The organism is Paracoccus suum, assembly GCF_003324675.1.
In the GTDB taxonomy this organism is placed as follows: domain Bacteria; phylum Pseudomonadota; class Alphaproteobacteria; order Rhodobacterales; family Rhodobacteraceae; genus Paracoccus; species Paracoccus suum.
On record NZ_CP030918.1, the window covers coordinates 1,903,973 to 1,925,994 of the forward strand.

At 67.7% G+C, this 22,022-nt stretch carries 16 protein-coding genes and 1 pseudogene; 8 read left to right on the forward strand and 9 right to left on the reverse strand.

The annotated features are described in order from the left end of the window. Positions 1–47: 47 nt before the first annotated feature. Positions 48–1,076, reverse strand: coding sequence for a sugar ABC transporter substrate-binding protein (locus DRW48_RS09280; protein WP_114076173.1), 1,029 nt, complete (start codon positions 1,074–1,076; stop codon positions 48–50). A gap of 158 nt (positions 1,077–1,234) precedes the next feature. Here DRW48_RS09280 and DRW48_RS09285 point away from each other — a divergent pair, with 158 nt between their 5' ends. Then, positions 1,235–2,443: an ROK family transcriptional regulator gene (locus DRW48_RS09285; protein ID WP_114076174.1), complete on the forward strand. Its 1,209-nt coding sequence runs from the start codon at positions 1,235–1,237 to the stop codon at positions 2,441–2,443. 104 nt (positions 2,444–2,547) lie between these two features. Further along, entirely contained in the window at positions 2,548–4,440 is a 1,893-nt protein-coding gene (locus tag DRW48_RS09290) for a cation:proton antiporter domain-containing protein (RefSeq protein ID WP_114076175.1), read from the forward strand. 3 nt (positions 4,441–4,443) lie between these two features. Here the strand turns inward: DRW48_RS09290 and DRW48_RS09295 are convergent, their stop codons facing one another. Both DRW48_RS09295 and guaA read right to left on the reverse strand, forming a co-directional pair. After that, positions 4,444–5,460, reverse strand: coding sequence for an LLM class flavin-dependent oxidoreductase (locus DRW48_RS09295; RefSeq protein WP_114076176.1), 1,017 nt, complete (start codon positions 5,458–5,460; stop codon positions 4,444–4,446). Positions 5,461–5,808: 348 nt separating this feature from the next. Continuing rightward, the gene (gene guaA / locus DRW48_RS09300) at positions 5,809–7,368 is read right to left on the reverse strand and encodes a glutamine-hydrolyzing GMP synthase (protein ID WP_114076177.1); all 1,560 of its coding nucleotides are present in this window, start codon (positions 7,366–7,368) and stop codon (positions 5,809–5,811) included. A 127-nt stretch (positions 7,369–7,495) separates the two neighbouring features. Here guaA and DRW48_RS09305 point away from each other — a divergent pair, with 127 nt between their 5' ends. Further along, positions 7,496–8,548: a hypothetical protein gene (locus DRW48_RS09305; RefSeq protein ID WP_114076178.1), complete on the forward strand. Its 1,053-nt coding sequence runs from the start codon at positions 7,496–7,498 to the stop codon at positions 8,546–8,548. Here the strand turns inward: DRW48_RS09305 and DRW48_RS09310 are convergent. The 6 genes from DRW48_RS09310 to DRW48_RS09335 all read right to left on the reverse strand — a co-directional run bounded on the left by DRW48_RS09310 (position 8,531) and on the right by DRW48_RS09335 (position 15,078). Continuing rightward, a complete protein-coding gene (locus DRW48_RS09310) occupies positions 8,531–9,868 on the reverse strand; it encodes a branched-chain amino acid ABC transporter permease (protein ID WP_114076179.1) in 1,338 nt (445 codons plus the stop codon). The two genes, DRW48_RS09305 and DRW48_RS09310, sit on opposite strands and share 18 nt — an antisense overlap. Before the next feature lie 12 nt (positions 9,869–9,880). Next, positions 9,881–10,882 carry a branched-chain amino acid ABC transporter permease gene (locus DRW48_RS09315; RefSeq protein ID WP_114076180.1) on the reverse strand — a complete coding sequence of 334 codons (1,002 nt, stop codon included), beginning with the start codon at positions 10,880–10,882 and terminating at the stop codon, positions 9,881–9,883. A gap of 3 nt (positions 10,883–10,885) precedes the next feature. Next, positions 10,886–11,716 carry an ABC transporter ATP-binding protein gene (locus tag DRW48_RS09320; RefSeq protein WP_114076181.1) on the reverse strand — a complete coding sequence of 277 codons (831 nt, stop codon included), beginning with the start codon at positions 11,714–11,716 and terminating at the stop codon, positions 10,886–10,888. Continuing rightward, complete coding sequence (locus DRW48_RS09325) at positions 11,713–12,495, reverse strand: ABC transporter ATP-binding protein (RefSeq protein WP_114076182.1); 783 nt, start codon at positions 12,493–12,495, stop codon at positions 11,713–11,715. Before DRW48_RS09325 ends, DRW48_RS09320 begins: the two co-directional genes overlap by 4 nt. Positions 12,496–12,603: 108 nt before the next feature. Beyond that, positions 12,604–13,791 (reverse strand): ABC transporter substrate-binding protein, encoded by a 1,188-nt coding sequence (locus DRW48_RS09330; RefSeq protein ID WP_114076183.1) that lies wholly within the window; start codon positions 13,789–13,791, stop codon positions 12,604–12,606. 138 nt (positions 13,792–13,929) lie between these two features. Continuing rightward, complete coding sequence (locus DRW48_RS09335; RefSeq protein ID WP_114076184.1) at positions 13,930–15,078, reverse strand: GlxA family transcriptional regulator; 1,149 nt, start codon at positions 15,076–15,078, stop codon at positions 13,930–13,932. Between the two features lie 235 nt (positions 15,079–15,313). Here DRW48_RS09335 and rpiA point away from each other — a divergent pair, with 235 nt between their 5' ends. The 5 genes and pseudogenes from rpiA to DRW48_RS09360 all read left to right on the forward strand — a co-directional run bounded on the left by rpiA (position 15,314) and on the right by DRW48_RS09360 (position 21,935). Next, positions 15,314–16,054, forward strand: coding sequence for a ribose-5-phosphate isomerase RpiA (gene rpiA, locus DRW48_RS09340; protein WP_114077475.1), 741 nt, complete (start codon positions 15,314–15,316; stop codon positions 16,052–16,054). Next, on the forward strand, positions 16,051–17,556 hold the full coding sequence (gorA, locus tag DRW48_RS09345; protein ID WP_114076185.1) for a glutathione-disulfide reductase: 1,506 nt from the start codon (positions 16,051–16,053) through the stop codon (positions 17,554–17,556). The genes rpiA and gorA overlap by 4 nt, the downstream gene beginning before the upstream one ends. Before the next feature lie 81 nt (positions 17,557–17,637). Next, a pseudogene (gene hflK / locus DRW48_RS09350) lies at positions 17,638–18,924 on the forward strand (FtsH protease activity modulator HflK); the annotation flags it as partial. Between the two features lie 40 nt (positions 18,925–18,964). Further along, a complete protein-coding gene (gene hflC / locus DRW48_RS09355; RefSeq protein ID WP_114076186.1) occupies positions 18,965–20,077 on the forward strand; it encodes a protease modulator HflC in 1,113 nt (370 codons plus the stop codon). A gap of 178 nt (positions 20,078–20,255) precedes the next feature. Then, entirely contained in the window at positions 20,256–21,935 is a 1,680-nt protein-coding gene (locus tag DRW48_RS09360) for a Do family serine endopeptidase (protein ID WP_114076187.1), read from the forward strand. The last annotated feature ends 87 nt before the right edge of the window (positions 21,936–22,022 follow it).

The window sequence follows — 22,022 nt, forward strand, 5'->3', positions numbered from 1 at the left end:
AGGCGCGCGGCGGGGCCCGGGAAGCTCCCGGACCCTGCCAGATCAGATCAGCCCCAGCACTGCTCGAGGCCTTCCTCGACCGAGATCGAGGGCACGCCTTCCTGCGGCTCGCCAGTGACGAGGTTCACGCCGGTGTTGAAGAAATCGAGGCCCTCGCTGACCTGCGGCTTGGTGCCGTCCTTGGCGAAGGCGGCAATCGCCTCGATCCCCTTGGAGGCCATCAGCAGCGGGTATTGCTGGCTGGTCGCGCCGATCACGCCCTCCTTGACGTTTTCCACCCCCGGGCAGCCGCCGTCGATCGAGACGATGGTTGCGTCCTTGTCCTTGCCGGCGCTGCGCAGCGCCTCAAAGGCGCCGGCGGCCGCAGGCTCGTTGATGGTATAGACTAGGTTGATGCCGGGATCGCGCTGCAGCAGCGCCTCCATCGCGGTGCGCCCGCCTTCCTCGTTGCCCGAGGTCAGTTCCTGCCCGATGATCCGGGGGTCATCCTCGTCGCCCCACTTGGTCTTGTCCTTGGGATCAATCCCGAAGCCTTCCATGAAGCCTTGGTTGCGCAGCACGTCGACCGAAGGCTGCATCTCGGTCAGGTTCAGCATCGCGACCTTGGCGCTTTCGGCCTTGTCACCCAGTTTCGCCTTGGCCCAGGCGCCGATCAGGCGGCCAGCCTCGAAGTTGTCGGTCGCAAAGGTCGCGTCGGCGGCGTCGATGGGGTCGAGCGGCGTGTCCAGCGCGATCACCAGGATCCCCGCATCGCGCGCCTGCTTGACGCTTTCAGTGATCGCCTTGGTGTCCGATGCGACGATCAGGATGCCCTTCACCCCGGAGGCGATGCAACTCTCCATCGCTGCCTGCTGGGCTTCGTGGTCGCCATCGACCTTGCCGGCAAAGGTCTTGAGGTCGATCCCGAGTTCCTTGGCCTTGGCGCTGGCGCCTTCCTTCATCTTGACGAAGAACGGGTTGATGTCGGTCTTGGTGATCAGGCAGGCGCTGGTGGTGCCCTGGGCGCTGGCCATGGTGCCCGAAAGGGCCAAGGCAGTGGCGCCGGCGAGCAAGGCGCGGCTCATGGTCTTGGTCATCAAATCTCTCTCCCCTGATGCTCCGATTCCGGTGGCGCGCGGCATCGTTCCCCCGACCATGCGCGGCCCGGACCTTGCGTCAGTGCAGCATGACCGGGCGGGCGCTGTCAATAAATCAATGATCTTGATTTAGTCGGTGCGCTCGCCAGCATGTGGGCATGCCCGTTCGCCCCTCAAACTCGATGCGTCCCGAAACTATGCGCCGCCATAACGAGCGGCTGGTGCTGACTCTTCTGCGGCGGGACGGACCCTTGGCGCGCAGCGCACTGGCGCAGGCCAGCGGGCTGACGCCGCAGTCCATGTCCAACATCGTGCGCGATCTGCTAGCGCGCGGGCTGATTGCGGCGGAAGGGCGGGTGCGGGGACGAATCGGCCAACCCAGCGTCCCGCTGTCCCTCGCCCCCGGCGGGGCGTTCTTTCTGGGGCTGCAGGTGGGTCGGCGCAGCGCGCGGATGGTGCTGATCGACTTTGCCGGCGCCATCCTCGGCCAGCGCGAGCGGCGCCATCCGCAGGCCGTCCCGCATCCCGACACGGTGCTGGCCTTCGCCACGGACGCCGCGGCGGAACTGACCGCCAGCCTCCCGCCCGAGGCGCAGGCCCGCGTCGGTGGCCTCGGGATCGCGATGCCGTTCCGCATGTGGGACTGGGGCGATGCCTTTGCGCCCTGGCAGGGCCGGGATCTGCGCGCCGAGGCCGAAGTCGCGACCGGCCTGCCGGCTTGGCTGGAGAACGACGCCTCCTGCGCCTGCGCGGCCGAGCTGATCTTTGGCCGGCGCGATCTGCCCGATGATTTCCTGCATGTCTACATCGGCCATTATGCCGGCGGTGGGCTGGTGCTGGGCGGTCGGTTGTGGCTGGGTCCGCGCGGCAATGCCGGGGCTATCGGCTCGACCCCGGTGCCGGGCGGGCCGCCGGCGCTCGCCGTGCCGGGCGCCGCGGCGGGGGCCGCCCATGCCGGCGTGACGCAACTGCTGCAACGAGCGTCGCTGGCGGCGCTGGAGGTGCGTGCGGGGAGAGAGTTGCCGCAGGGCGACCCGGTCCCGGACTGGCCGTTGGCGCCCGCCGTCCGGGCACGCTGGTCGGCCGAGGCAGGCGAGGCAATCGCCTTTGCGGCACTATCGGCGGCCACCATCCTCGATCTGGAGGCGGTGGTGATCGATGGCGCCTTCGCGCCGGCGCTACGCACGGAGGTGGTGGCCGAGGTCGGCCGCGCCCTGTCGCGCCTGCCCTCTGCCGGGGTCGTGCTGCCGGAGATACTGGGCGGCACGATGGGCGCCCCGGCGCGGGCCATCGGCGCGGCGGGCCTGCCGCTGGCCGAGGGTTATCTGCTGGAGGTGATCTCTCCCTCGCCAGCCACCGGCGGCTAGGTCAGCCCAAGGTCCTTGGCCCGCCTGCCGCAATAAGCGCCCGCTTGCGCGAAGCGGCGTGGGGCGCGCAAGGTGGCCACCGACAATTCCGCGCGGGGCACGACATGACCGGCATCCTGATGCTCGCCACCCTCTTTCTGGTCGCCGGAATCGTCGCCGTGCCGATCGCGACGCGCCTCGGCCTCGGGTCGGTGCCGGGCTACCTCGTGGCTGGGATGGCGATCTCGCCCCTGCTGACACTGCTGCGGGTCGATGTCTCTGCCATCCAGCATTTCGCCGAGTTCGGGGTCGTCATGATGCTGTTCCTCGTCGGCCTCGAGCTGGAGATCGACAAGCTTTGGGCCATGCGCGGACGCCTGATCGGGCTCGGCGGATTGCAGGTGGTGCTGACCGCGCTCGCCGCCGGCGGCGCGGGTGTGGCGCTGGGGTTGCCCTGGACCATCGCCTTGGCGCTTGGCATGGTCTTTGCCCTGTCCTCGACAGCAATCGTCCTGCAGACGCTGACCGAAAAGGGCCTGTTGAAATGCGACGGCGGCGAGGCGTCGTTCGCGGTCCTGCTGTTCCAGGACATCGCCGTGATCCCGATGCTGGCGCTGATGCCGCTGCTCGCGCGGCCGGGGCTAATGGACCCCGTCGCAACGCCCTCGCATGAGGCGGCCGCGGCGACCTTCAGCCTCGTCGACGGCCGGCCCGGTTGGCAGGTGGCGCTGATCACGCTCGCGGCGGTGGCGGCGGTGGTGTTCATCGGAAACCGCCTGACCCGGCCGCTGTTCCGCTTTGTCTCGACCGCGCATCTGCGCGAGCTGTTCACCGCTACGGCGCTTGCGTTGGTCCTTGGGATTGCCACCCTGATGTCGCTGGTCGGACTGTCGCCGGCGCTGGGCACCTTCATCGCCGGTGTCGTGCTGGCCAGCAGCGAATACCGCCACGAGCTGGAAAGCGACATCGTCCCGTTCCGGGGCCTGCTGCTGGGCCTGTTCTTCATGACCGTCGGCGCAAACATCGATTTCGCGCTGCTGATCGACCGAGCGGCGACAGTCATCGGCCTCACGCTGGGCCTGATGGCGATCAAGGCGGCCGTGCTGTTGCTGCTCGCGCGGCTGTTCGGGGTCCGGGGCACCGACCGCTGGCTGTTCGCGCTGGGCCTCGCGCAGGCGGGCGAGTTCGGCTTTGTGCTGCTGTCCTTCACCACCGCCTCGCAGATTATTCCGCAGAGCATCGCCGACGTTGCCCTGCTGGTGGTGGCGCTGTCGATGCTGCTGACCCCGGCGCTGTTCATCCTCTACGACCGGGTGATCGCGCCCATGGCGGGCGGCGACCAGAAACGCGAGGCGGACCAGATCGACGAGGCCAGCCCGATCATCATCGCCGGCCACGGCCGCTTCGGCGGCCTGGTCGCGCGCATGTTGCGCAGCATCGGCGAGCAGCCGGTGGTTGTCGATTACTCGTCGCGGCAGTTGGAGATGCTGAAGCTGTTTGGCATCAAAGCGTATTTCGGCGATGCCACCCGGCCGGACCTGCTGGAATCTGCCGGCATCGCCAATGCCAAGCTGCTGGTGGTCGCCATCGACGACGCCGCCCAGATCACCGAGATCGTGCGCTATGTCGCCGCCACATATCCGAACGTCCACATTGTCGCGCGCGCGGTCGACCGCACGCATGTCTATGACCTCTACGAGGCCGGCGCCGAGGACATCATCCGCGAGACCTTTGACAGCGCCGTACGCAGCGGCCGGTCGGCTTATGAGGCGCTCGGGTTTACCCGCGCCGAGGCCGATGCCCTCGCCGCGCGCTTTGTCGAGGCCGACAAGACCCATCTGCGGCGCATGGCCGAAGCCTATCGCCGCGGTGTCGCCCCCGAGGATAACCCGGAGTTTGTGCGCCTGTCCCGCCAGCAATCGGCCCTGCTGGAGGCAGAGATGCTGCAGGGCCGGGCCGACGTCGATGCGAAGCGCGCGGCCCTGCCGGACGATCCGCCGCTGGTCGCCGAGGGCTAGGGCCTAGCGCCAGCCCAGCGCCGGCGCGACATGGTGCAGGATGCTGGAAAGCACATGGACGTTGTAATCGACGCCTAGCATGTTCGGCACCGTCAGCAGCAGGGTGTCTGCCTCGGCGATGCCTTCGTCCTCGCGCAGTTGCTCGATCAGCCGGTCGGGGGTGTCGGCGTAGCCGCGGCCGAACACCGCCCGCATTTCGTCGATGATGCCGACCTGATCGCTTTCCTTGCCGCGCCCGAAATACATCCGGTCGCGGTCGTCCATCAGCGCAAAGATCGACCGGCTGACCGATACCCGCGGCTTTCGGGCGTGGCCGGCCTTTGCCCATGCGTCGCGAAAGGCCCGGATCTGTCTGGCCTGCTGGATGTGGAACGGCTCGCCCGTCTCGTCCTGCTTGAGGGTCGAGCTTTGCAGGTTCATCCCCATCTCAGCCGCCCAGACCGCCGTCGCATCCGATGCCGCGCCCCACCAGATACGATCGCGCAGCCCCTCGGAATGCGGCTCGAGACGCAGCAGGCCCGGCGGGTTCGGGAACATCGGCCGCGGGCTGGGCTTGGCAAAGCCTCGCCCCTCCAGCAGGTCCAGAAAGACAAGCGCATGGCGCCGCGCCATGTCGGCGTGATCCTCGCCCTCGGCCGGTTGAAAACCGAAGTGCCGCCAGCCATCGACCACCTGCTCGGGCGAGCCGCGGCTGATCCCAAGCTGCAAGCGTCCGCCCGAGATCAGGTCCGCCGCGCCCGCATCCTCGACCATGTACATCGGATTCTCGTAGCGCATGTCGATGACGCCGGTGCCGATCTCGATCCGCGAGGTCCGCGCACCCACTGCCGCCAGCAGCGGAAAGGGCGAGGCCAGCTGCCGGGCAAAGTGGTGGACGCGGAAATAAGCGCCGTCAACGCCCAGCTTTTCAGCCTCGACCGCCAGCTCGATGGACTGGGTCAGTACATCTCGGGCCGAGCGGACGGCCGAGCCGGGCTCGTCCGACCAGTGACCGAAGGAGAGAAAGCCGATGGTCTTCATAAGGGGACTCCCAGGAGGCAACGCGTGTTGCTTTGGCGTGGATGTAGGGATTGGGGGAGGGCGCGCGCAACCGCCAGGGGTCTGCGCGTGGCATCAATGCGGCTAGCTCACGCTTGCGTTCAAGGCTGGTGAACCTGGCAAGCGCGCCGACGACTTCGACGCTCGTGACGCGCAACGTGGCGCGAGGCGGCTGGCCCCGCAAAGGGTGCCTTTCGCCCGCCGCACTTGCGCAAGCTGTCGAGGCGGCGAGGCGAGGCAGTCAGAACCTTGGTTTACCAGGCGCCTGAACCTAATCTGGCTTGCTTGTAACCCCTATGAATCGAGCGAGGATTGGGCCTCAGATTCCCATCATTCCCACTCGATCGTCCCCGGCGGCTTGCTCGTGATATCATAGGTCACGCGGTTGATGCCGCGGACCTCGTTGATGATACGGGTGGCAGTTTCGCCCAGGAACTGGTGGCTGAAGGGGTAGTAATCCGCCGTCATGCCGTCGACCGAGGTGACGGCCCGCAGGGCACAGGCGAAGTCATAGGTGCGGCCGTCGCCCATGACGCCGACGGTCTTGACCGGCAGGATCGCGACGAAGGCCTGCCAGATGTCGTCGTAAAGGCCGTGCTTGCGGATCTGGTCGATGAAGACGGCGTCGGCCTTGCGCAGGATGTCCAGCTTTTCGGGCGTGATCTCGCCGGGGCAGCGGATGGCGAGTCCGGGGCCGGGGAACGGATGGCGGCCGATGAAGCTGGCGGGCAGGCCAAGCTCGCGCCCCAGCGCCCGGACCTCGTCCTTGAAAAGCTCGCGCAGCGGCTCCACCAGCTTGAGGCCCATCTTTTCGGGAAGGCCGCCGACATTGTGGTGCGACTTGATGGTGACCGAGGGCCCGCCGGAGACGCTGACGCTCTCGATCACGTCGGGATAAAGGGTGCCTTGCGCCAGGAACCGGGCGCCGCCGACCTCGGCCGCGTGCTTCTGGAAGACCTCGATGAAAAGGCGGCCGATGGTTTTGCGCTTGACCTCCGGGTCGCTGACGCCGGTCAGGGCACCCAGGAAGAGCGATTGCTCGTCGGCATGGATCAGTGGGATGTTGTAGTGGTCGCGGAACATGGCGACCACCTCGTCCGCCTCGCCCTGGCGCAGCAGGCCGTGATCGACAAAGACGCAGGTCAACTGATCGCCGATCGCCTCGTGGATCAGGACCGCGGCGACCGAGGAATCGACCCCGCCGGACAGCCCGCAGATCACCTTGGCGTCGCCCACCTGCTGGCGGATACGGGCGATGGCGTCGTTGCGATAGCTGGCCATGGTCCAGTCGCCGGTGAACCCGGCGAGGCGGACAAAGTTTTCCAGCATCTGACGGCCATGCGGGGTGTGGTGCACCTCTGGGTGGAACTGTACTGCATAGAACCGGCGTGCCTCGTCGGCGATCATCGCATAGGGCGCGCCCGGCGAGGTGCCGATGACCTCGAACCCAGGGGCGAGGGTGGTGACCCGGTCGCCATGCGACATCCAGACCTCCTCCCGGCCGTCCTGGAAGAGGCCGGCAAAGATTCCATCGCCCTTGTGACCGGGGGCGGGGGCGACGAAGGCGCGGCCAAACTCGGCATGGTGGCCGGCCTCGACATGACCGCCCAGCTGGATCGTCATGGCCTGCTGGCCGTAGCAGATCCCGAAGAGGGGGATCCCCATTTCGAACAGCCGCTGCGGCGCGCGCGGGCTGCCCGTCGCCGTGACCGAGGCCGGGCCCCCCGACAGGATCGCCGCCTGGGGGGCGAACTCGTCCAGGAAGGCGTCGGTGACGTCGTGGAACGGATGGATTTCGCAGTAGACGTTCAGCTCGCGCAGGCGACGCGCAATGAGCTGGGTCACCTGAGAACCGAAATCGACGATGAGCAGGCGCTGATGCTGGGTCATGCTGGCGCTTTAGTCAGCCGGCGTCGTGACGACAAGGGGCGATGCTGCCGGCTTTGCGGCGCAATCCGCTTGCTGGACTGACTGCAACATGGTCATGACTGTGTCAGATAATTTTAATGAGTGTTTTATGACGGCCGCGCAGACCTCGTATCGAAACCTCGATAATTGGTCGAAGCTGGCGCAATTCACCCATGCCGATGTCAGCGCCCTGCAAAAGGCGGAACTGACGATCGGCCTGCACACCGTCGACTTTGAGGGCACGCCGATTGATCTGCTGATCGTGCCCCGCCCGGGACAGCCTATGCTGGTGACGTTTACTGGCAATAAGCCGCGCGGCCCGACGGCGCACCCACCATTCTTTTCGGGCGTCGGTGTGACGCCGCCTGATCGCAAGGTCTCCTTTGTCAGCATCGCCGACCCTGTGCTGGCGGAAAGCGATTGCCTTACGCTGGGTTGGTATGCCGGCAGTCGCGCGGTCAGGGCGCAGGAGGCCGTGCAGCGCGTGATCGAAGCGCTGCGGATGAATCTGCGCCCTTCGCGTATCCTGTTCTTTGGCGGGTCAGGCGGTGGTTTCGCGGGGTTGCAGGCCGCATATCACACGCCCGGCAGCGGGGCGTTGGTATGGAACCCGCAGACCGATATTTGCGAATATGATGATGCTTTTGTCATCGAATACGCCCGCCGCGCATGGGACGAGCAAGTTCGCGACCTTTCCTCGGCACGCGAGGTGATCCGCCAGAATGCGCCTGCGGTCTTGCCGGACACATTCGCTTTCCGCGGCAGCCGGGTGCTGTATCTGCAAAACAGCAGGGACTGGCACGTTCAGCGCCACATGCAGCCGTTCCTAAAGCGTAACAGCTTTCTGGTGCCAGGCGGGGACTACACGGGTCGCGTCGGGCAGGGGTGCTATCTGCACCTCGCCGATTGGGGCGAGGGCCACGCCCCTGTGCCCAAACATGCGCTGACCGCGATGCTCCGCTCGCTGCTCGACCCGAAAGGGCCGTTCTGGCGGGACGATGACGGCGCCATCGCCAGCATGATCGAGCAGACGTTCATCGAGCCGGTGGACCCGCCCGAGCCGCCCCCGCCTCCCCCGCCGGTGTCGAACATGCGGCTCCTGCTGAGGCTTGCGCGGCGGGGCGCAGGTCGGGTGCGACGCCGCCTAGCGCTCGGGCACTAGCCCGCGGGGGGCGAAGCGCAACACCAGCAGCAGCACGAGGCCCATGGCGATGAAGCGCATATGTGCTGCCGAGCCGAGCAGGTGCGCCTTCACCGCGCCGGCCGGCAGCGGCATTGTCAGGAAAGCCATCAGCTGCGGGCCCCAGACCTCGACCTTGATCCACAGGAACCAGATCAGCAGCGCGCCCAGCACGGTGCCCCAGTTGTTGCCAGAGCCGCCGACGATCACCATCACCCAAATCAGGAATGTATAGCGCAGCGGGTTGAACGAGGTGGGGTTAAGCAGCCCGTCACTTGTCACCATCATCGCGCCCGAGAGGCCGATCACGGCGCAGCCGAGGACAAACACTTGCAGGTGACGGGCGGTTACGTTCTTGCCCATGGCGCCGGCCGCGACCTCGTTGTCGCGGATGGCGCGCATCATCCGGCCCCAGGGGCTGTTCAGCGCCAGTTCCGCCAGCAGCACCAGTGACAGCAGCACCGCAGTGAACAGCGAAGTGTAGCCCAGCTTGACCCAGATGCCAGCAGCTTCGGCCACGGGCAGGCCGACGCGGGCAGCCTCGGCCGCGAACTCGGCATTGGATTGCAGGTCCAACTCGTAGGGGACGGGGCGGGGAATGCCGGTCATGTTCTTGACGCCGCGCGCCAGCCAGTCCTCGTTCTTGAGGACGGCGACGATGATCTCGCCGATGCCGAGGGTGGCGATGGCGAGGTAATCGCTGCGCAGGCCCAGCGCGACCTTGCCCACCGCCCAGGCGGCCACGGCGGCCAGCAGCCCGCCGACCGGCCAGCTGAGCAGGACCGGCAAGCCGAGGCCGCCGATGTTGCCGGCGCGCGCGGCGTTGTTCGCCTCGATCGCCATGACCGCGGGATCGAACAGCCAGCGGAAGGCAAAGAACCCGGCGAGCAGGATCAGTGCCACGGCGATCCCGCGGCGGGCGCCGGCGCGGCGCCAGAGCCAAGTGGCGAGGGCCAGCACCGCAAGGCCCATCAGCATCGCCGCCAGCATCCGTGCCCCGCCGGCAGACCAGGCGCCGGGCACGGGCTGGGTCGAGATCAGCACCGGGGCCAGCCCGCCTAGCGCCAGAAAGCCGACCACACCGGCGTTGAAGAGGCCGGCATAGCCCCAGATGATGTTCACCCCCAGCGCCGTGATGGCCGAGATGATGCCCATGTTCAAAATCCCCAGCGCCGTGTTCCAAGAGCCGGAGAAGAGCGCGTTGCGGGTCGTCCCCTCGAGGATCACGAGCGCGACGATGACGCAGAACAGTGCGGGTGCGCGCCACGGGCTGGCCTGACCGGCCTGACGATTGCTGGACATGACGGCGCCCCCTTAGACAGACTTGCCGCGGAACAGGCCGGTTGGCCGGAACAGCAGCACCACGATCAGAATGACAAAGCTGACGGCGAACTTGTATTCGGTGGACAGCAGTTGCAGCAGGCCCTCGGGCTGAAAGCCGAAGTAGGTCGCGACCTTTTTCCAAGGGTAGGTGACCGCGACCTCGCTGAAGGCGACAACAAAGCCGCCGGCGATGGCGCCCTGCGGACTGCCGAGGCCGCCGACGATGGCAGCGGCAAAGATCGGCAGCAGGATCTGGAAATAGTTGAACGCCTTGAACGCCTTGTCGAGGCCGTAGAGCGTGCCGGCAAGGGTCGCCAGCGCCGCGGCGATGATCCAGGTCAGGCGAACCACGCGCTCGGGGTCGATTCCCGACAGCAGGGCCAGATCCTCGTTGTCGGAATAGGCGCGCATCGCCTTGCCCGACCGCGTGCGGTTCAGGAACCAGAACAGCCAGACCATCACCGCAAAGGCCGTCACCAGCGTGATGACCTGGGTGCCACGCAGCGACAGCCCCTCGTCAAGGCCGGACCAGCGCTTGAAATCCCCGGCGCTGATGATGAAACGCGCGCCGTCGTCAAACCGAATCTCGTCGACACCGATCAGCAGGCGCGTCAGGCCGTTCATGATGAACATGATCCCGACAGAGGCCATGACCATGATGATGGGGGCGGCCTTCTTGCGGCGGTAGAAGCGATAGACCGCGCGGTCGGTCAGCAACACCAGCGCTGCAGTGAACGCGATCGCGACAGGCAGCGCCAGCAGGGCGGTCGGAAGCGGGGTCAGCGTCACGCCGAGGGCCTGCAGCCCCCAGGTCAGCAGGATGGTGACCGCGGTGCCAAAGGCCATGGTGTCGCCATGGGCAAAGTTCGAGAACCGCAGGATGCCATAGACCAGCGTCACCCCCAGCGCGCCCAGCGCAAGCTGCGCGCCGTAGGCCGCAGCGGGGATGATGACGAAGTTGAGGATTGCCACCAGGGCGTTCAGGATGTCCATGGCTTAGCCCCCAAGGAAGGTGCGGCGCACGTCGGGGTCGGCCAGCAGCTCGGCCCCGGTGCCGGTGTAACGGTTCGCGCCCTGCACCAGGACATAGCCGATGTCCGCAATTTCAAGGGCTTGTCGGGCGTTCTGTTCCACCATCAGGATGCTGATGCCAGTCCGGGCAATCTCGATAATGCGGTCAAACAACTCGTCCATGACAATGGGCGAGACGCCCGCCGTCGGCTCGTCCAGCATCAGCAGTTGCGGGCCGGTCATCAGCGCGCGGCCGACCGCGACCTGCTGGCGCTGCCCGCCGGACAGCTCGCCCGCCGCCTGCCGCCGCTTTTCGGCCACAGCCGGGAACAGGGTGTAGACCTGGTCCATGGCCGTCCGGATGCGGGCCGGAGCGGTGTGGATATAGGCCCCCATCTCGAGGTTTTCCTCGACCGACATCGAGGGGAAAATGTTGTGGGTCTGGGGCACGAAGCCCATGCCGGCATGGACCCGGTCCTGGGGGGTCAGAGCAGTGATGTCCTGTCCGCCGAGGCGCACGCTGCCCTCACGCAGGGGCAGCATGCCGAACACCGCCTTCATCGCCGTCGACTTTCCGGCGCCGTTGGGTCCGACGATGACCGCGATCTGGCCGCGATCGACCGCAAGAGTGCAGCCATGCAGGATGTCGGCCTTGCTGTAGCCGCCGCGCATGTCCTCGCCGATGAGGAAGGGATCGCCGGGCTTGCCGGGCAGCACCGGACCGCTGCGGGCAGCGCCGGTCATTGTCCCGGTGCCACGGCTGTTCACCAGCGAGGCATCGCGCGCGCCCCGGCCACCGAACGCATCGCTGCTCATGCCACGCCCGCCCCCTTGTTCTTGAGGCCGCGGCCCAGATAGGCCTCGATCACGGCCTCGTTCTGCATGATTGCGTCGGCCGGCCCTTCGGCCAGCACGCGCCCCTCGGCCATCACCACGACCGGGTCGCAAAGGCGGCCGATGAAATCCATGTCATGCTCGATCACGCAAAAGGTGTAGCCCCGCTCGCGGTTAAGGCGGGTAATCGCCTCGCCGATGGTGCCAAGGAGGGTGCGGTTCACGCCGGCCCCAACCTCGTCGAGGAACACGACCTTGGCGTCGACCATCATGGTCCGGCCCAGTTCCAGCAGCTTTTTCTGGCCGCCTGACAGGTTGCCGGCCTTTTCATGGGTCAGGTGGCGGATGGTCAGGAAGTCGAGAACGTCGTTCGCACGGGCCCGCAATTCGGCCTCCTGCGCGGCGACGCGGCCGCGGCCCAGCCATGCGCCCATCAGCCCCTCGCCGATCTGCCCGCCCGGGACCATCATCAGGTTGTCCCGCACGCTCATCGAGGCGAATTCATGCGCCAACTGGAAGGTCCGCAGCAGCCCCTTGTGGAACAACTCATGCGGCGGCAGGCCGGTGATATCCTCGCCATCCATCGTCACGCGGCCCGAGGTGGGCGCAAGAACCCCGGCGATGACGTTGAAAAGCGTTGATTTTCCGGCGCCATTTGGGCCGATCAGCCCGGTGATCGAGCCGGTCTCGATGGCGAGGCTGGCGCCGTCCACGGCACGAAATCCGCCGAAATGCTTGTGCAGGTCGTCGACCCGGATCATGTAAATTTCCCCTGTTCGCCGCCAGCCTCTTGGCAGATGGGCCGGTCAGCGGGTAGCAATCGGCCCGGCGCGCCATGCGCACCGGGCCTTGGATTATGGGCGATCAGGTCAGTGGTACTTGACCACGTTCAGCTTGCCGTCGGGGAAGTCGACCTCGCGGTAGACGCCGGCGCTCTCGCCCGGCTCGACCAGTTCGACCGAGGTGCCGCCGACGTAGTCGATGTCCTTGCCCTCGGCCAGCAGCTCGAGGCCCTTGGCCAGCTCGCCGGGCATGATCTTCTCGCCCGGCGCGTTGGCGATCTCCATCACCTTGTCTTTCCAGACCTTGGGATCGGAGGACTTGGCAGCCTCCATCGCCAGCGCCATCAGCGCGATGGCGTCATAGCTTTCCGCGGCAAAGGCCGAGCTGCCGTCAAAGCCGGCAGTCTTGGCCAGTTCCAGCAGCTTGTCGCGGCCCTCGCCCTCGGAGGCCGGGTTCTGGCCGAACGAGGTCTTCAATTCGGTGCCGAACTTGTCGACCAGCGACTGGCTGACCATGCCGTCCGGGAACACGAAGGTGTCGAAGGCGCCGCTGTCGAGCGCGCCGCGCACGATGCCAGCGCCGCCCTGGTCGACATAGCCCGCGACCACGAGGGCATCGCCGCCGGCCGAATCCAGCGCCGCGACCTCGGCCGAGTAGTCGGCCTTGCCGTCGTCATGGGCGGCGTTGATCGTGACCGTGCCGCCCTTTTTCTTGAAGGCTTCCTGGAAGCTGTCGGCCAGACCCTTGCCGTAGTCGTTGTTGGTATAGGTCAGGGCGACGTTCTTGATGCCGCGCGACAGGATGATGTCGGCCATGACCTCGCCCTGGCGCGCGTCAGACGGCGAGGTGCGGAAGAAAAAGCCCTTGTCGTCGATGGTCGACAGCGCCGGCGAGGTCGCTGAGGGTGAGATCATCACGACGCCCTGCGGCACGGCGACCTTTTCCAGGCTGGCGATCGTCTCGCCCGAGCACATGCCCCCGAGTATGCCCTTGACGCCTTCGGCGACCATGCGCTCGACCGTGGCGACCGAGGCGGCGGCGTCGGTGCAGGTGTTGTCACCCTTGACCTCGACCATTTTCGAGCCGTCCAGCAGCTTGCCGGAATCCGAGACCTCTTTCATGGCCATCAGCGCGGCTTGCTCCATCGCTGGGGACATCGATTCAAGCGGTCCGGTAAAGCCCAGCGAAACGCCGATCTTGATATCCTCGGCGCCGGCCGCGCTGGCGGCCAGCAAGGCGGCAGCGGCGGCGCTGGCGAGAAGCAGCTTTTGCATATTGTGGAACTCCCTGAGTGGAACGTTGTCCTGCCAGCAGCCTAGGGGGCGGACCTGCAAAAGAAAAGCGCGTTGCGCTGGCGATACGGGCGGTGCGTCGGGCGCAATGCCGGGTGGCATGCGCCAGTTTGCAAGATGTCAGCCGGCCGCCTGCTGTGCCAGCGCGGGCGCTGCCGCCACGGTTGCACCGCCAGTCCCACGCTCGCGGTAAGGGGTCGCGCCATACTGGGCGCGGTAGCATTTGGAAAAATGCGAAGGCGAGGTAAAGCCCGAGGCGAGGGCGACCTCGATCACCGACATCTCGGTCTGCATCAGCAGATTCCGCGCCCGGCTGAGGCGCGTTTCCATGTAGTATTTCTTGGGACTGCGGTTCAGGTAGCGGCGGAACAGACGCTCCAACTGGCGGGTCGACATGCCCGCGTCGCGCGCCAGTTGCGCCGGGCTGATGGGATCCTCCAGATTGGCCTCCATTCGGGCGATGACGGCGGCGAGGCGAGGGTGGCGCACGCCGATCCGGGTCGGGATGGACAGACGCTGGCTGTCCTGGTCGGTGCGGATCGCGGTGTAGATCAACTGGTCGGCCACGGTGGCGGCCAACTCGTCGCCGTGATCGCGGGCGATCAGGCGCAGCATCAGGTCGATCGGCGCCGTGCCGCCCGCGGCGCTGATGCGATTACCGTCCAACACGAAGACCGAGCGAAACAGGTCGACCTCGGGGAAAGCCTCGGCCAGGCCATCATGGTTTTCCCAGTGGATGGTGGCGCGCCGGCCGTCCATCAGCCCCGCGGCCGCGAGCGCCCAGGTCCCGGTGCAAAGCCCGCCCAGGACGTTGCCGCGCCGCGCCTCGCGCCGCAGCCAGGTCAGGATCGGCCGGGTCAGGCCGCGGGCGATGTCGAGGCCGCCGCACACGATGATCGCCTCGCCCGGTGCGGTCGGGATGAGGCCCGCGTCGAGGGCAACGCGCGCGCCGTTCGAGCAGACGGCCTCGCGACCGTTTTCGCCCAGAAAGCTCCACTCATACAGGCGCCGGCCGGCGGCATAGTTGGCCAGCCGCAGCGGTTCTACCGCGCTGGCAAAGCTCATCATCGTAAAGCGGTCGAGCAGCAGAAAGCGGAAATGGCGCGGCTTTTCCGTCGCGGCGGCGTTGATGGTGGCGCTGCGTCGGGCCGTGGAGGGCAGGGGGACAGGCCCGGGCGCGGACGCGGGACTGGCGGGTGCGATTTGCCCTGCCGGAACCGTCGGGGCCGGTCGATCGGGGTTGGCGGGGAACGCGGCTGGCTTGCGCATCTGTCTGTCCTTTGCGCCAGCAAAACAGGGAAATCCGACGCCGCGCAATGGCTATCGCGCCGGCGGTTGACGCGGAGGCATCCGGCCGCCCGCGCAGCCCTCTGCGGCAGCAATCGCGGCAGTAATCGCGGCAGCCGGCGGCGCGGTCGGCCGCCCCCTCGCGCCCGCGGGCAAACTCGGCTACACCCTGCCGCGATCCGCTCCCTTTCGCCCGCAACATATGTTCGAGGCTATCATGACCGATCCCGCCGCCGCCGATGCCGCAAAACGCGCCGCTGCCCGCGCCGCCGTCGCCATGGTCCAAAACGGCATGCGCCTTGGCCTTGGCACCGGCTCGACCGCCGTGATCATGGTGCGCGAACTCGCCGCCCGCGCCGCGGCCGAGCGCCTCTCGCTGCGCTGCGCCGCAACCTCGGTCGCGACGGCGGACCTCGCCACCTCGCTCGGCCTCAAGGTAGAGCCGCTGGACGCGATCGGCCATCTGGACATGACCATCGACGGCGCCGACGAGATCGACCCCGACCTGACCCTGATCAAGGGCGGGGGCGGCGCCCTGCTGCGCGAAAAGATCGTCGCCGCGGCGTCCGAGCGGATGGTGGTGATCGCCGATGGCGCCAAGGTGGTCGAGCAGCTGGGCGGCTTTCCTCTGCCGGTCGAGGTGCTGGCCTTCGGTCTTGCCAGCACGCAACAGCATATCGACCATCTGCTGGCGCGGATGGACATGGCCGACCGGCCGGTGATGCTCCGCCAGCGCAGCGGCTCGCCCTACCGCACCGACGAGGGCAACCTGATCCTCGATCTGGAGCTGGGCGCGATCCCCGACCCGCAGGCGCTGGCCGCGGGGCTGAGCGCCATTCCCGGTGTCGTCGAGCACGGCCTGTTCCTGTGCCTCGCCGACATCGCCCTGATCGGCCAGCCCGACGGCACCGTGACCCTGCTCGAGGCCGACATCACCCCCGAGGAGGATCTGGCATGAGCAAGGACAGCGCAGGCTTTCCCGACGACGCCTTTGATTTCGACCTGTTCGTCATCGGCGGCGGCTCTGGCGGGGTGCGGGCCGGACGGATCGCCGCAGCCGAACACGGCGCGCGCGTCGCCATGGCCGAGGAATCGCGCATGGGTGGCACCTGCGTCATTCGCGGCTGCGTGCCCAAGAAGCTGATGATCTTTGCCGCATCCGCCCCCGAGGCCGCGGCCGAGGCGCAGGGCTACGGCTGGCGGGGCGCCACCGCGGGACGCTTTGACTGGCCCACCTTCCGCGCGGCGCTGCATACCGAGCTCTCGCGCCTCGAGGCGATCTACGAGAACGGCTTTACCGTGGCGGGCGGCACTCTCTTCAAGCAGCGCGCCACCGTCCAGGACGCGCACACCGTACGCCTCGCGGACGGCCAGACGGTCAGCGCCAAGCATATCCTGGTCGCGACCGGCGGCCGGCCGGTCCGGCCCGACATCCCGGGGGCCGAGCTTGGCCTGATCTCGGACGATCTGTTCGAGTTGGAAACCCTGCCGGCGCGGGCGCTGGTCATCGGCGGCGGCTTCATCGGCTGCGAATTCGCCACGATCCTGAACGGGCTTGGCAGCAAGACGACGCTCGCGCACCGCGGCGATCACCTGCTGCGCGGCTTTGACGAGGACATGCGCGAGCATGTCGATGCGCAGATGGTCGAGATCGGGATTGACCTCCGGCTGGAAACCAAGGTCACCGCGATCAGCGCCGAGGGGGACGCCAGACGCGTCCGCTTTGGCGACGGCAGCGAGGCGGTGTTCGACGCTGTGTTTTTTGCCCTCGGACGCGCGCCCTACACCGGCGGCCTCGGGTTGGCTGAGGTCGGCGTGCACCTCGGCAGCAAGGGTCAGGTCATGGTCGACCGCTGGTCGCAGACGTCGGTGCCCTCGATCTTCGCGGTGGGCGATGTCACCGACCGCGTGAATCTGACGCCGGTCGCGATCCGCGAGGGGCACGCCTTTGCCGACACCATCTTTGGCGCGCGCGCCCGCAGCGTCGATCACGAGTTGGTCGCCAGCGCCGTCTATACCCGCCCCTTCGAGGTGGGCACGGTAGGCCTGACCGAGGACGAGGCCGCCGCGCGCGGTCCGGTCGAGGTCTTTGTCGCCGATTTCGCGCCCATGCGTCAGAAATTCGCCGGCCGTCCGGGCCGCGTCAGCATGAAGCTGATCGTTGACGCCAGCGACGGGGCGGCCGAGGGCAAGGTGCTGGGCTGCCATATCTTTGCCCCCGAGGCAGGCGAGATGATCCAGATGGCGGCGATTGCGATGGGGATGGGCGCGACCAAGGCCGATTTCGACCGCACCATGGCCGTTCACCCGACCCTGGCCGAGGAAATCGTGACCATGCGCCGCCCCGTGCGCCGCCACGGTCCGGTCGAACTCGACCAGGCAGTGCCAGACGATGAGGCGCCGGATGTGACCTCGGACATTGCGCCCGACGCTCCTGCGGCACGGGCCGTCGGCGTCTAACTGCCGGCGTTACCTTGATTTTGCTGGGCTAGGCACCAGATTGACTTAGATTTTTTTTTTACGACGAGAGAGGCGGGACACATGGCGGCACAGGGCCCCTGGGGCGGCGGTAGCGGCGGCGGTAAGGATGGCGAGCGCGGCACCGACGGCGGCGACCGGCCGAACGCGGGCGGCCCGCAACGGCCCAATCGCCCCTGGGGCGTGCCCCCAGCCACCCCGCCCGAGGGCGGCCAGCGCCCGCAACTGCCGCCGCGCCCCGGCAACGGTGGCCCGCGCCGCCCCGGCCAGCCGCCAGAACTGGATGATCTGGTCCGCAAGGGGCAGGAGCGGCTGCGCGTCCTGATGGGCGGCGCAGGGGGCAATGGCCCGCGCCGGCCCGGCGGCGGGCGCGGCTTTGGCTTCAACCGCTCCAGCTTCGGGATCTTTGCGCTCGGGGCGGCCGTGGTCTGGGCCTTTGCCTCGTTCTACCAGGTCACCACGGGCGAAAAATCCGTAGAACTGCTGTTCGGTAAACCCATCGCCATCGGCGAGGAGGGCCTGAACTTTGCCCCTTGGCCGTTCGTCACCAAGGAAATCGTCAACGTCACAGGCGAGCGCGTAACCGAGATTGGCGCGGGCCGTAACGGCGAGATGGACAGCGGTCTGATGCTGACCCGCGACCAGAACATCGTCGACCTGCAATACCAAGTCGTCTGGAACATCTCGGATCCGCAGCAGTACCTGTTCAACCTCGCCGATCCCGAAGGCACCATCCGCGCGGTGGCGGAAAGTGCGATGCGTGACATCGTCGCCCGGACCGAACTGGCGCCGATTCTGAACCGCGACCGGGGCGTGATCGCCAAGGATCTGGAAATCGCCATCCAGCGGACGCTCGACAGCTACCGCGCGGGGATCAATGTGGCACGGGTCAACCTCGGCCGGGCCGACCCGCCGAACGAGGTGATCGACGCCTTCCGCGACGTGCAGGCAGCCCAGCAGGAACGCGACCGGTTGGCGAAAGAAGCGGATGCATATGCCAACCGCGTGCTCGCCAATGCCCGCGGCGAGGCAGCGGCCCTGGTCGAGCAGGCGGAGGGTTATCGTGCCCTCGCGGTCAACGCTGCCGAGGGTGAAGCTGCACGCTTCGAGTCGGTCTACAACGAATATGTCAAGGCGCCCGAGGTGACCCGGCGGCGCATGTATCTGGAAACGATGGAAAAGGTCCTGGGCGGCGTGAACAAGGTGATCCTCGACGGCGAGGCCACGGGCGGGCAGGGCGTCGTGCCCTATCTGCCGCTGGACCAGTTGACCCGCGGCCAGCAGCGCCCCGCGGCAAACCGCGCGCCCGCTCAAGCGCCCGCTCAGGCGCCCGCCACCGGCACCGCTACCAGCAACGGTGCCACCGCCACCACCACCGGGGGACGAACTGATGCGGCGCATCCTGTCCAATCTTGCACTGCCGCTGGTGATCGTCGTCGCCATCCTGGTGATGACCACGATCTATATCGTCGACGTGCGCCAGACCGCCCTGGTCCTGCGCTTTGGCGAGGTCGTCGCGATCCGCACCACGCCCGGCCTCGGGATGAAGCTGCCGCTGGTTGACCGGGTCGTGAAATACGACGCCCGCATCCTCGGCCTGCCGACCGAGCCGATGGAGGTCACGCCGGCCGATGACCGCCGCCTTGTGGTCGACGCCTTTGCGCGCTGGCAGATCACCGACGCCGTGCGCTTTCGCCGCGCCGTCGGCGATGGCGGGATCACCTTTGCCGAGCAGCGGCTGAGCGGCATCCTGACCAACGCCATCCGCGGGGTCCTGGGCTCGGTCCCCTCGACCAACGTCCTGTCGAACGACCGCACCGCACTGATGAACCAGATCCGCGACGCGGCGAAATCCGAGGCCGAGGCGCTGGGCATCACGATCATCGACGTGCGCCTGACCCGGACCGACCTGCCGCAGCAGAACCTGGCTGCGACATATGCACGCATGCGGGCCGAGCGCGAGCGCGAGGCCGCGGACGAACGGGCCCGCGGCGGCGAGGAGGCGCAGCGCGTACGCGCCACGGCCGACCGCACCGTGGTCGAGTTGACCTCGGACGCCCGCCGCAAGGCCGAGGTCGTGCGCGGCGAGGCCGATGCCGCCCGCAACGCGATCTACGCGCGCGCCTTTGGCCGCGACCCAGAGTTCTTTGCCTTCACGCGCAGCATGACCGCCTATGAGCGGGCGCTGAACGCCGAGACCAGTTCGATGGTCATGCAGCCGGATGGCGAATTCTTCAGCTATCTGCGCGGCGATCGCGCAAATGGCGCGGCGCCGGTCGCCCTGCCGCCCCCGTCAGGCGAGGCGCCCGCAGTAACGCCGCCGGCAGCCGAGGGGACTCCGGCCGCGGCCGAACCGACCGCCGCCACTGAAGCCTCGCCCCCGGCCGCGACGACCCCGGAAACGCCGGCCGGTTCCGGAGCGGCGGCCCCAGTGCCTGCCGCGGAGGCGCCGGTCGTCGCACCTGCCGATCCGGCCGCCGCAACGCCGGCGCCCGCCAACTGAAACCTCAATGGCGCGGGCCACGCCTCGCGCCATCTTTGCAAGATGAAATACAAGTCACGATCAGTTCACTAGCCGAGACCGTGATTTATTTGTCGCGCCTTCCCAGATGGGTTCTTGATCTTGCCGGCAGCGGACGGCCGCCCACCCGGGCCGCCCGTCCCATGATGGAGTAAGCTAGATGATCCGCAAGAATACCAAACTGTTGCTGACCGGTTCCGGTCTGGCGCTGGCCATGGCCCTGGGGCCAGGCATCGCGCAGCAGACCGCCCCCGTCAGCCCCGCCGCGCCGACCGCGCAGGCCGAGGCGCCTGCCACACCCCCGGCCATTCCTGCCGAAGCGCCGGCCAACCAGCCGGTTGTCGGCACTGCCAACAATAACGCCCCCCTGACCGCGCCCGACAGTTCGGCCAAGCGCGCCCAGGTCATGCCCGACAGCTTTGCCGATCTGGTCGACAAGGTTAGCCCGGCGGTGGTCAACATCACCACCACTTCGGTCGTCTCGCAGCCGGCCCGCGGCCAAGGCCAAGGGCAGGGCCAAGGTCGCCGCGGTGGCCCGGTCTTTCCGCCGGGATCGCCCTTTGGCGACATGTTCCGCGACTTCGGCTTTCCCGGCATGCCGCAGGGCCAGGACGGCGGGCAGGGCAACCCCTTCGGTCAGGGTGGCCCCGACGCCCCGTCGCAGCGCAGCCAGGCCCTCGGCTCGGGCTTTGTGATCTCGGCCGATGGCTTTGTCGTCACCAACAACCACGTCATCGAAGATGCCGACAAGATCGAGGTCGAGTTCAAGGACGGCCACAAGCGCGCCGCCAAGGTGATCGGCACGGACCCCAAGACCGACATCGCCCTGCTGAAGGTCGAAGGCACGGACCTGCCGTTCGTCCAGTTCGGCGATAGCGACAAGGCGCGCGTTGGCGACTGGGTCCTGGCCCTCGGCAACCCGCTGGGGCAGGGATTCTCCGCCAGCAGCGGCATCATCTCGGCCCGTAACCGCGAGCTGACCGGCACCTATGACGACTTCCTGCAGACCGACGCCGCGATCAACCGGGGCAACTCGGGCGGCCCGCTGTTCAATCTCGACGGCGAGGTCGTGGGCGTGAACACCGCGATCCTGTCGCCGAACGGCGGCAGCATCGGCATCGGCTTTTCGATGGCCTCGAACGTCGTTGCCAAGGTGGTCAAGCAGCTTGAACAGTTCGGCGAGACGCGCCGCGGCTGGCTGGGCGTCAAGATCCAGGACGTGACGCCGGAAATGGCCGACGCGCTGGGCCTCAAGGAGGGGCAGGGCGCGATGATCACCGACGTGCCCGGCGGACCCGCGGCCGAGGCGGGGATGAAGGCCGGCGACGTGGTCGTCAGCTTTGCCGGCGGTCCGGTCAAGGACAGCCGCGATCTGGTGCGCCGCGTGGCCGACGCTCCGATCGGCGAGGCAGTGCCGATGACCGTCATGCGCCAGGGTCAGTCCGTCGATCTGAAGGTCACGCTGGGCCGGCGCGAGCTGGCCGAAGGCGGCGAGACGGGTAGCCAGACCGCCAAGGACAGCGCCGCTTCGCAGACCGCGAGCGATGCCATGGGCCTGACGCTGGCCGAGCTGACGCCCGAGCTGGCGGCGCAGATCGGCGCGCCGAGCGGCACCCAGGGTCTCGTCGTGCGCAGCGTCGATCCCGAGGGTCCGGCGGCCGACAAGGGCATCGCCAGCGGTGACGTCATCACCGAGATCGGCCAGAAGCCGGTCGCGACGCTCGGTGATCTGGATGCGCAGGTCAAGGCGGCGCGCGATGCCGGCCGCAAGTCGATCCTGCTGCTGATCCGCCGCGGGGGTGACCCGCTGTACGTGGCGCTGCCGATCGACCGCAGCTGAGGTTTTGCGCCTGATCTGAACAGGGGCGGGTGCCGCGCGGCCCCCGCCCTTTTCAATGCCGGCGGGCTCGACTATCGGATGCCTGCA

Coding starts and splice junctions, on each gene's coding strand:
- DRW48_RS09280 (WP_114076173.1), bottom strand. CDS start 1,076: ATGACCAAGACCATGAGCCGCGCCTTGCTCGCCGGCGCCACTGCCTTG.
- DRW48_RS09285 (WP_114076174.1), top strand. CDS start 1,235: ATGCCCGTTCGCCCCTCAAACTCGATGCGTCCCGAAACTATGCGCCGC.
- DRW48_RS09290 (WP_114076175.1), top strand. CDS start 2,548: ATGACCGGCATCCTGATGCTCGCCACCCTCTTTCTGGTCGCCGGAATC.
- DRW48_RS09295 (WP_114076176.1), bottom strand. CDS start 5,460: ATGAAGACCATCGGCTTTCTCTCCTTCGGTCACTGGTCGGACGAGCCC.
- guaA (WP_114076177.1), bottom strand. CDS start 7,368: ATGACCCAGCATCAGCGCCTGCTCATCGTCGATTTCGGTTCTCAGGTG.
- DRW48_RS09305 (WP_114076178.1), top strand. CDS start 7,496: ATGACGGCCGCGCAGACCTCGTATCGAAACCTCGATAATTGGTCGAAG.
- DRW48_RS09310 (WP_114076179.1), bottom strand. CDS start 9,868: ATGTCCAGCAATCGTCAGGCCGGTCAGGCCAGCCCGTGGCGCGCACCC.
- DRW48_RS09315 (WP_114076180.1), bottom strand. CDS start 10,882: ATGGACATCCTGAACGCCCTGGTGGCAATCCTCAACTTCGTCATCATC.
- DRW48_RS09320 (WP_114076181.1), bottom strand. CDS start 11,716: ATGAGCAGCGATGCGTTCGGTGGCCGGGGCGCGCGCGATGCCTCGCTG.
- DRW48_RS09325 (WP_114076182.1), bottom strand. CDS start 12,495: ATGATCCGGGTCGACGACCTGCACAAGCATTTCGGCGGATTTCGTGCC.
- DRW48_RS09330 (WP_114076183.1), bottom strand. CDS start 13,791: ATGCAAAAGCTGCTTCTCGCCAGCGCCGCCGCTGCCGCCTTGCTGGCC.
- DRW48_RS09335 (WP_114076184.1), bottom strand. CDS start 15,078: ATGCGCAAGCCAGCCGCGTTCCCCGCCAACCCCGATCGACCGGCCCCG.
- rpiA (WP_114077475.1), top strand. CDS start 15,314: ATGACCGATCCCGCCGCCGCCGATGCCGCAAAACGCGCCGCTGCCCGC.
- gorA (WP_114076185.1), top strand. CDS start 16,051: ATGAGCAAGGACAGCGCAGGCTTTCCCGACGACGCCTTTGATTTCGAC.
- hflC (WP_114076186.1), top strand. CDS start 18,965: ATGCGGCGCATCCTGTCCAATCTTGCACTGCCGCTGGTGATCGTCGTC.
- DRW48_RS09360 (WP_114076187.1), top strand. CDS start 20,256: ATGATCCGCAAGAATACCAAACTGTTGCTGACCGGTTCCGGTCTGGCG.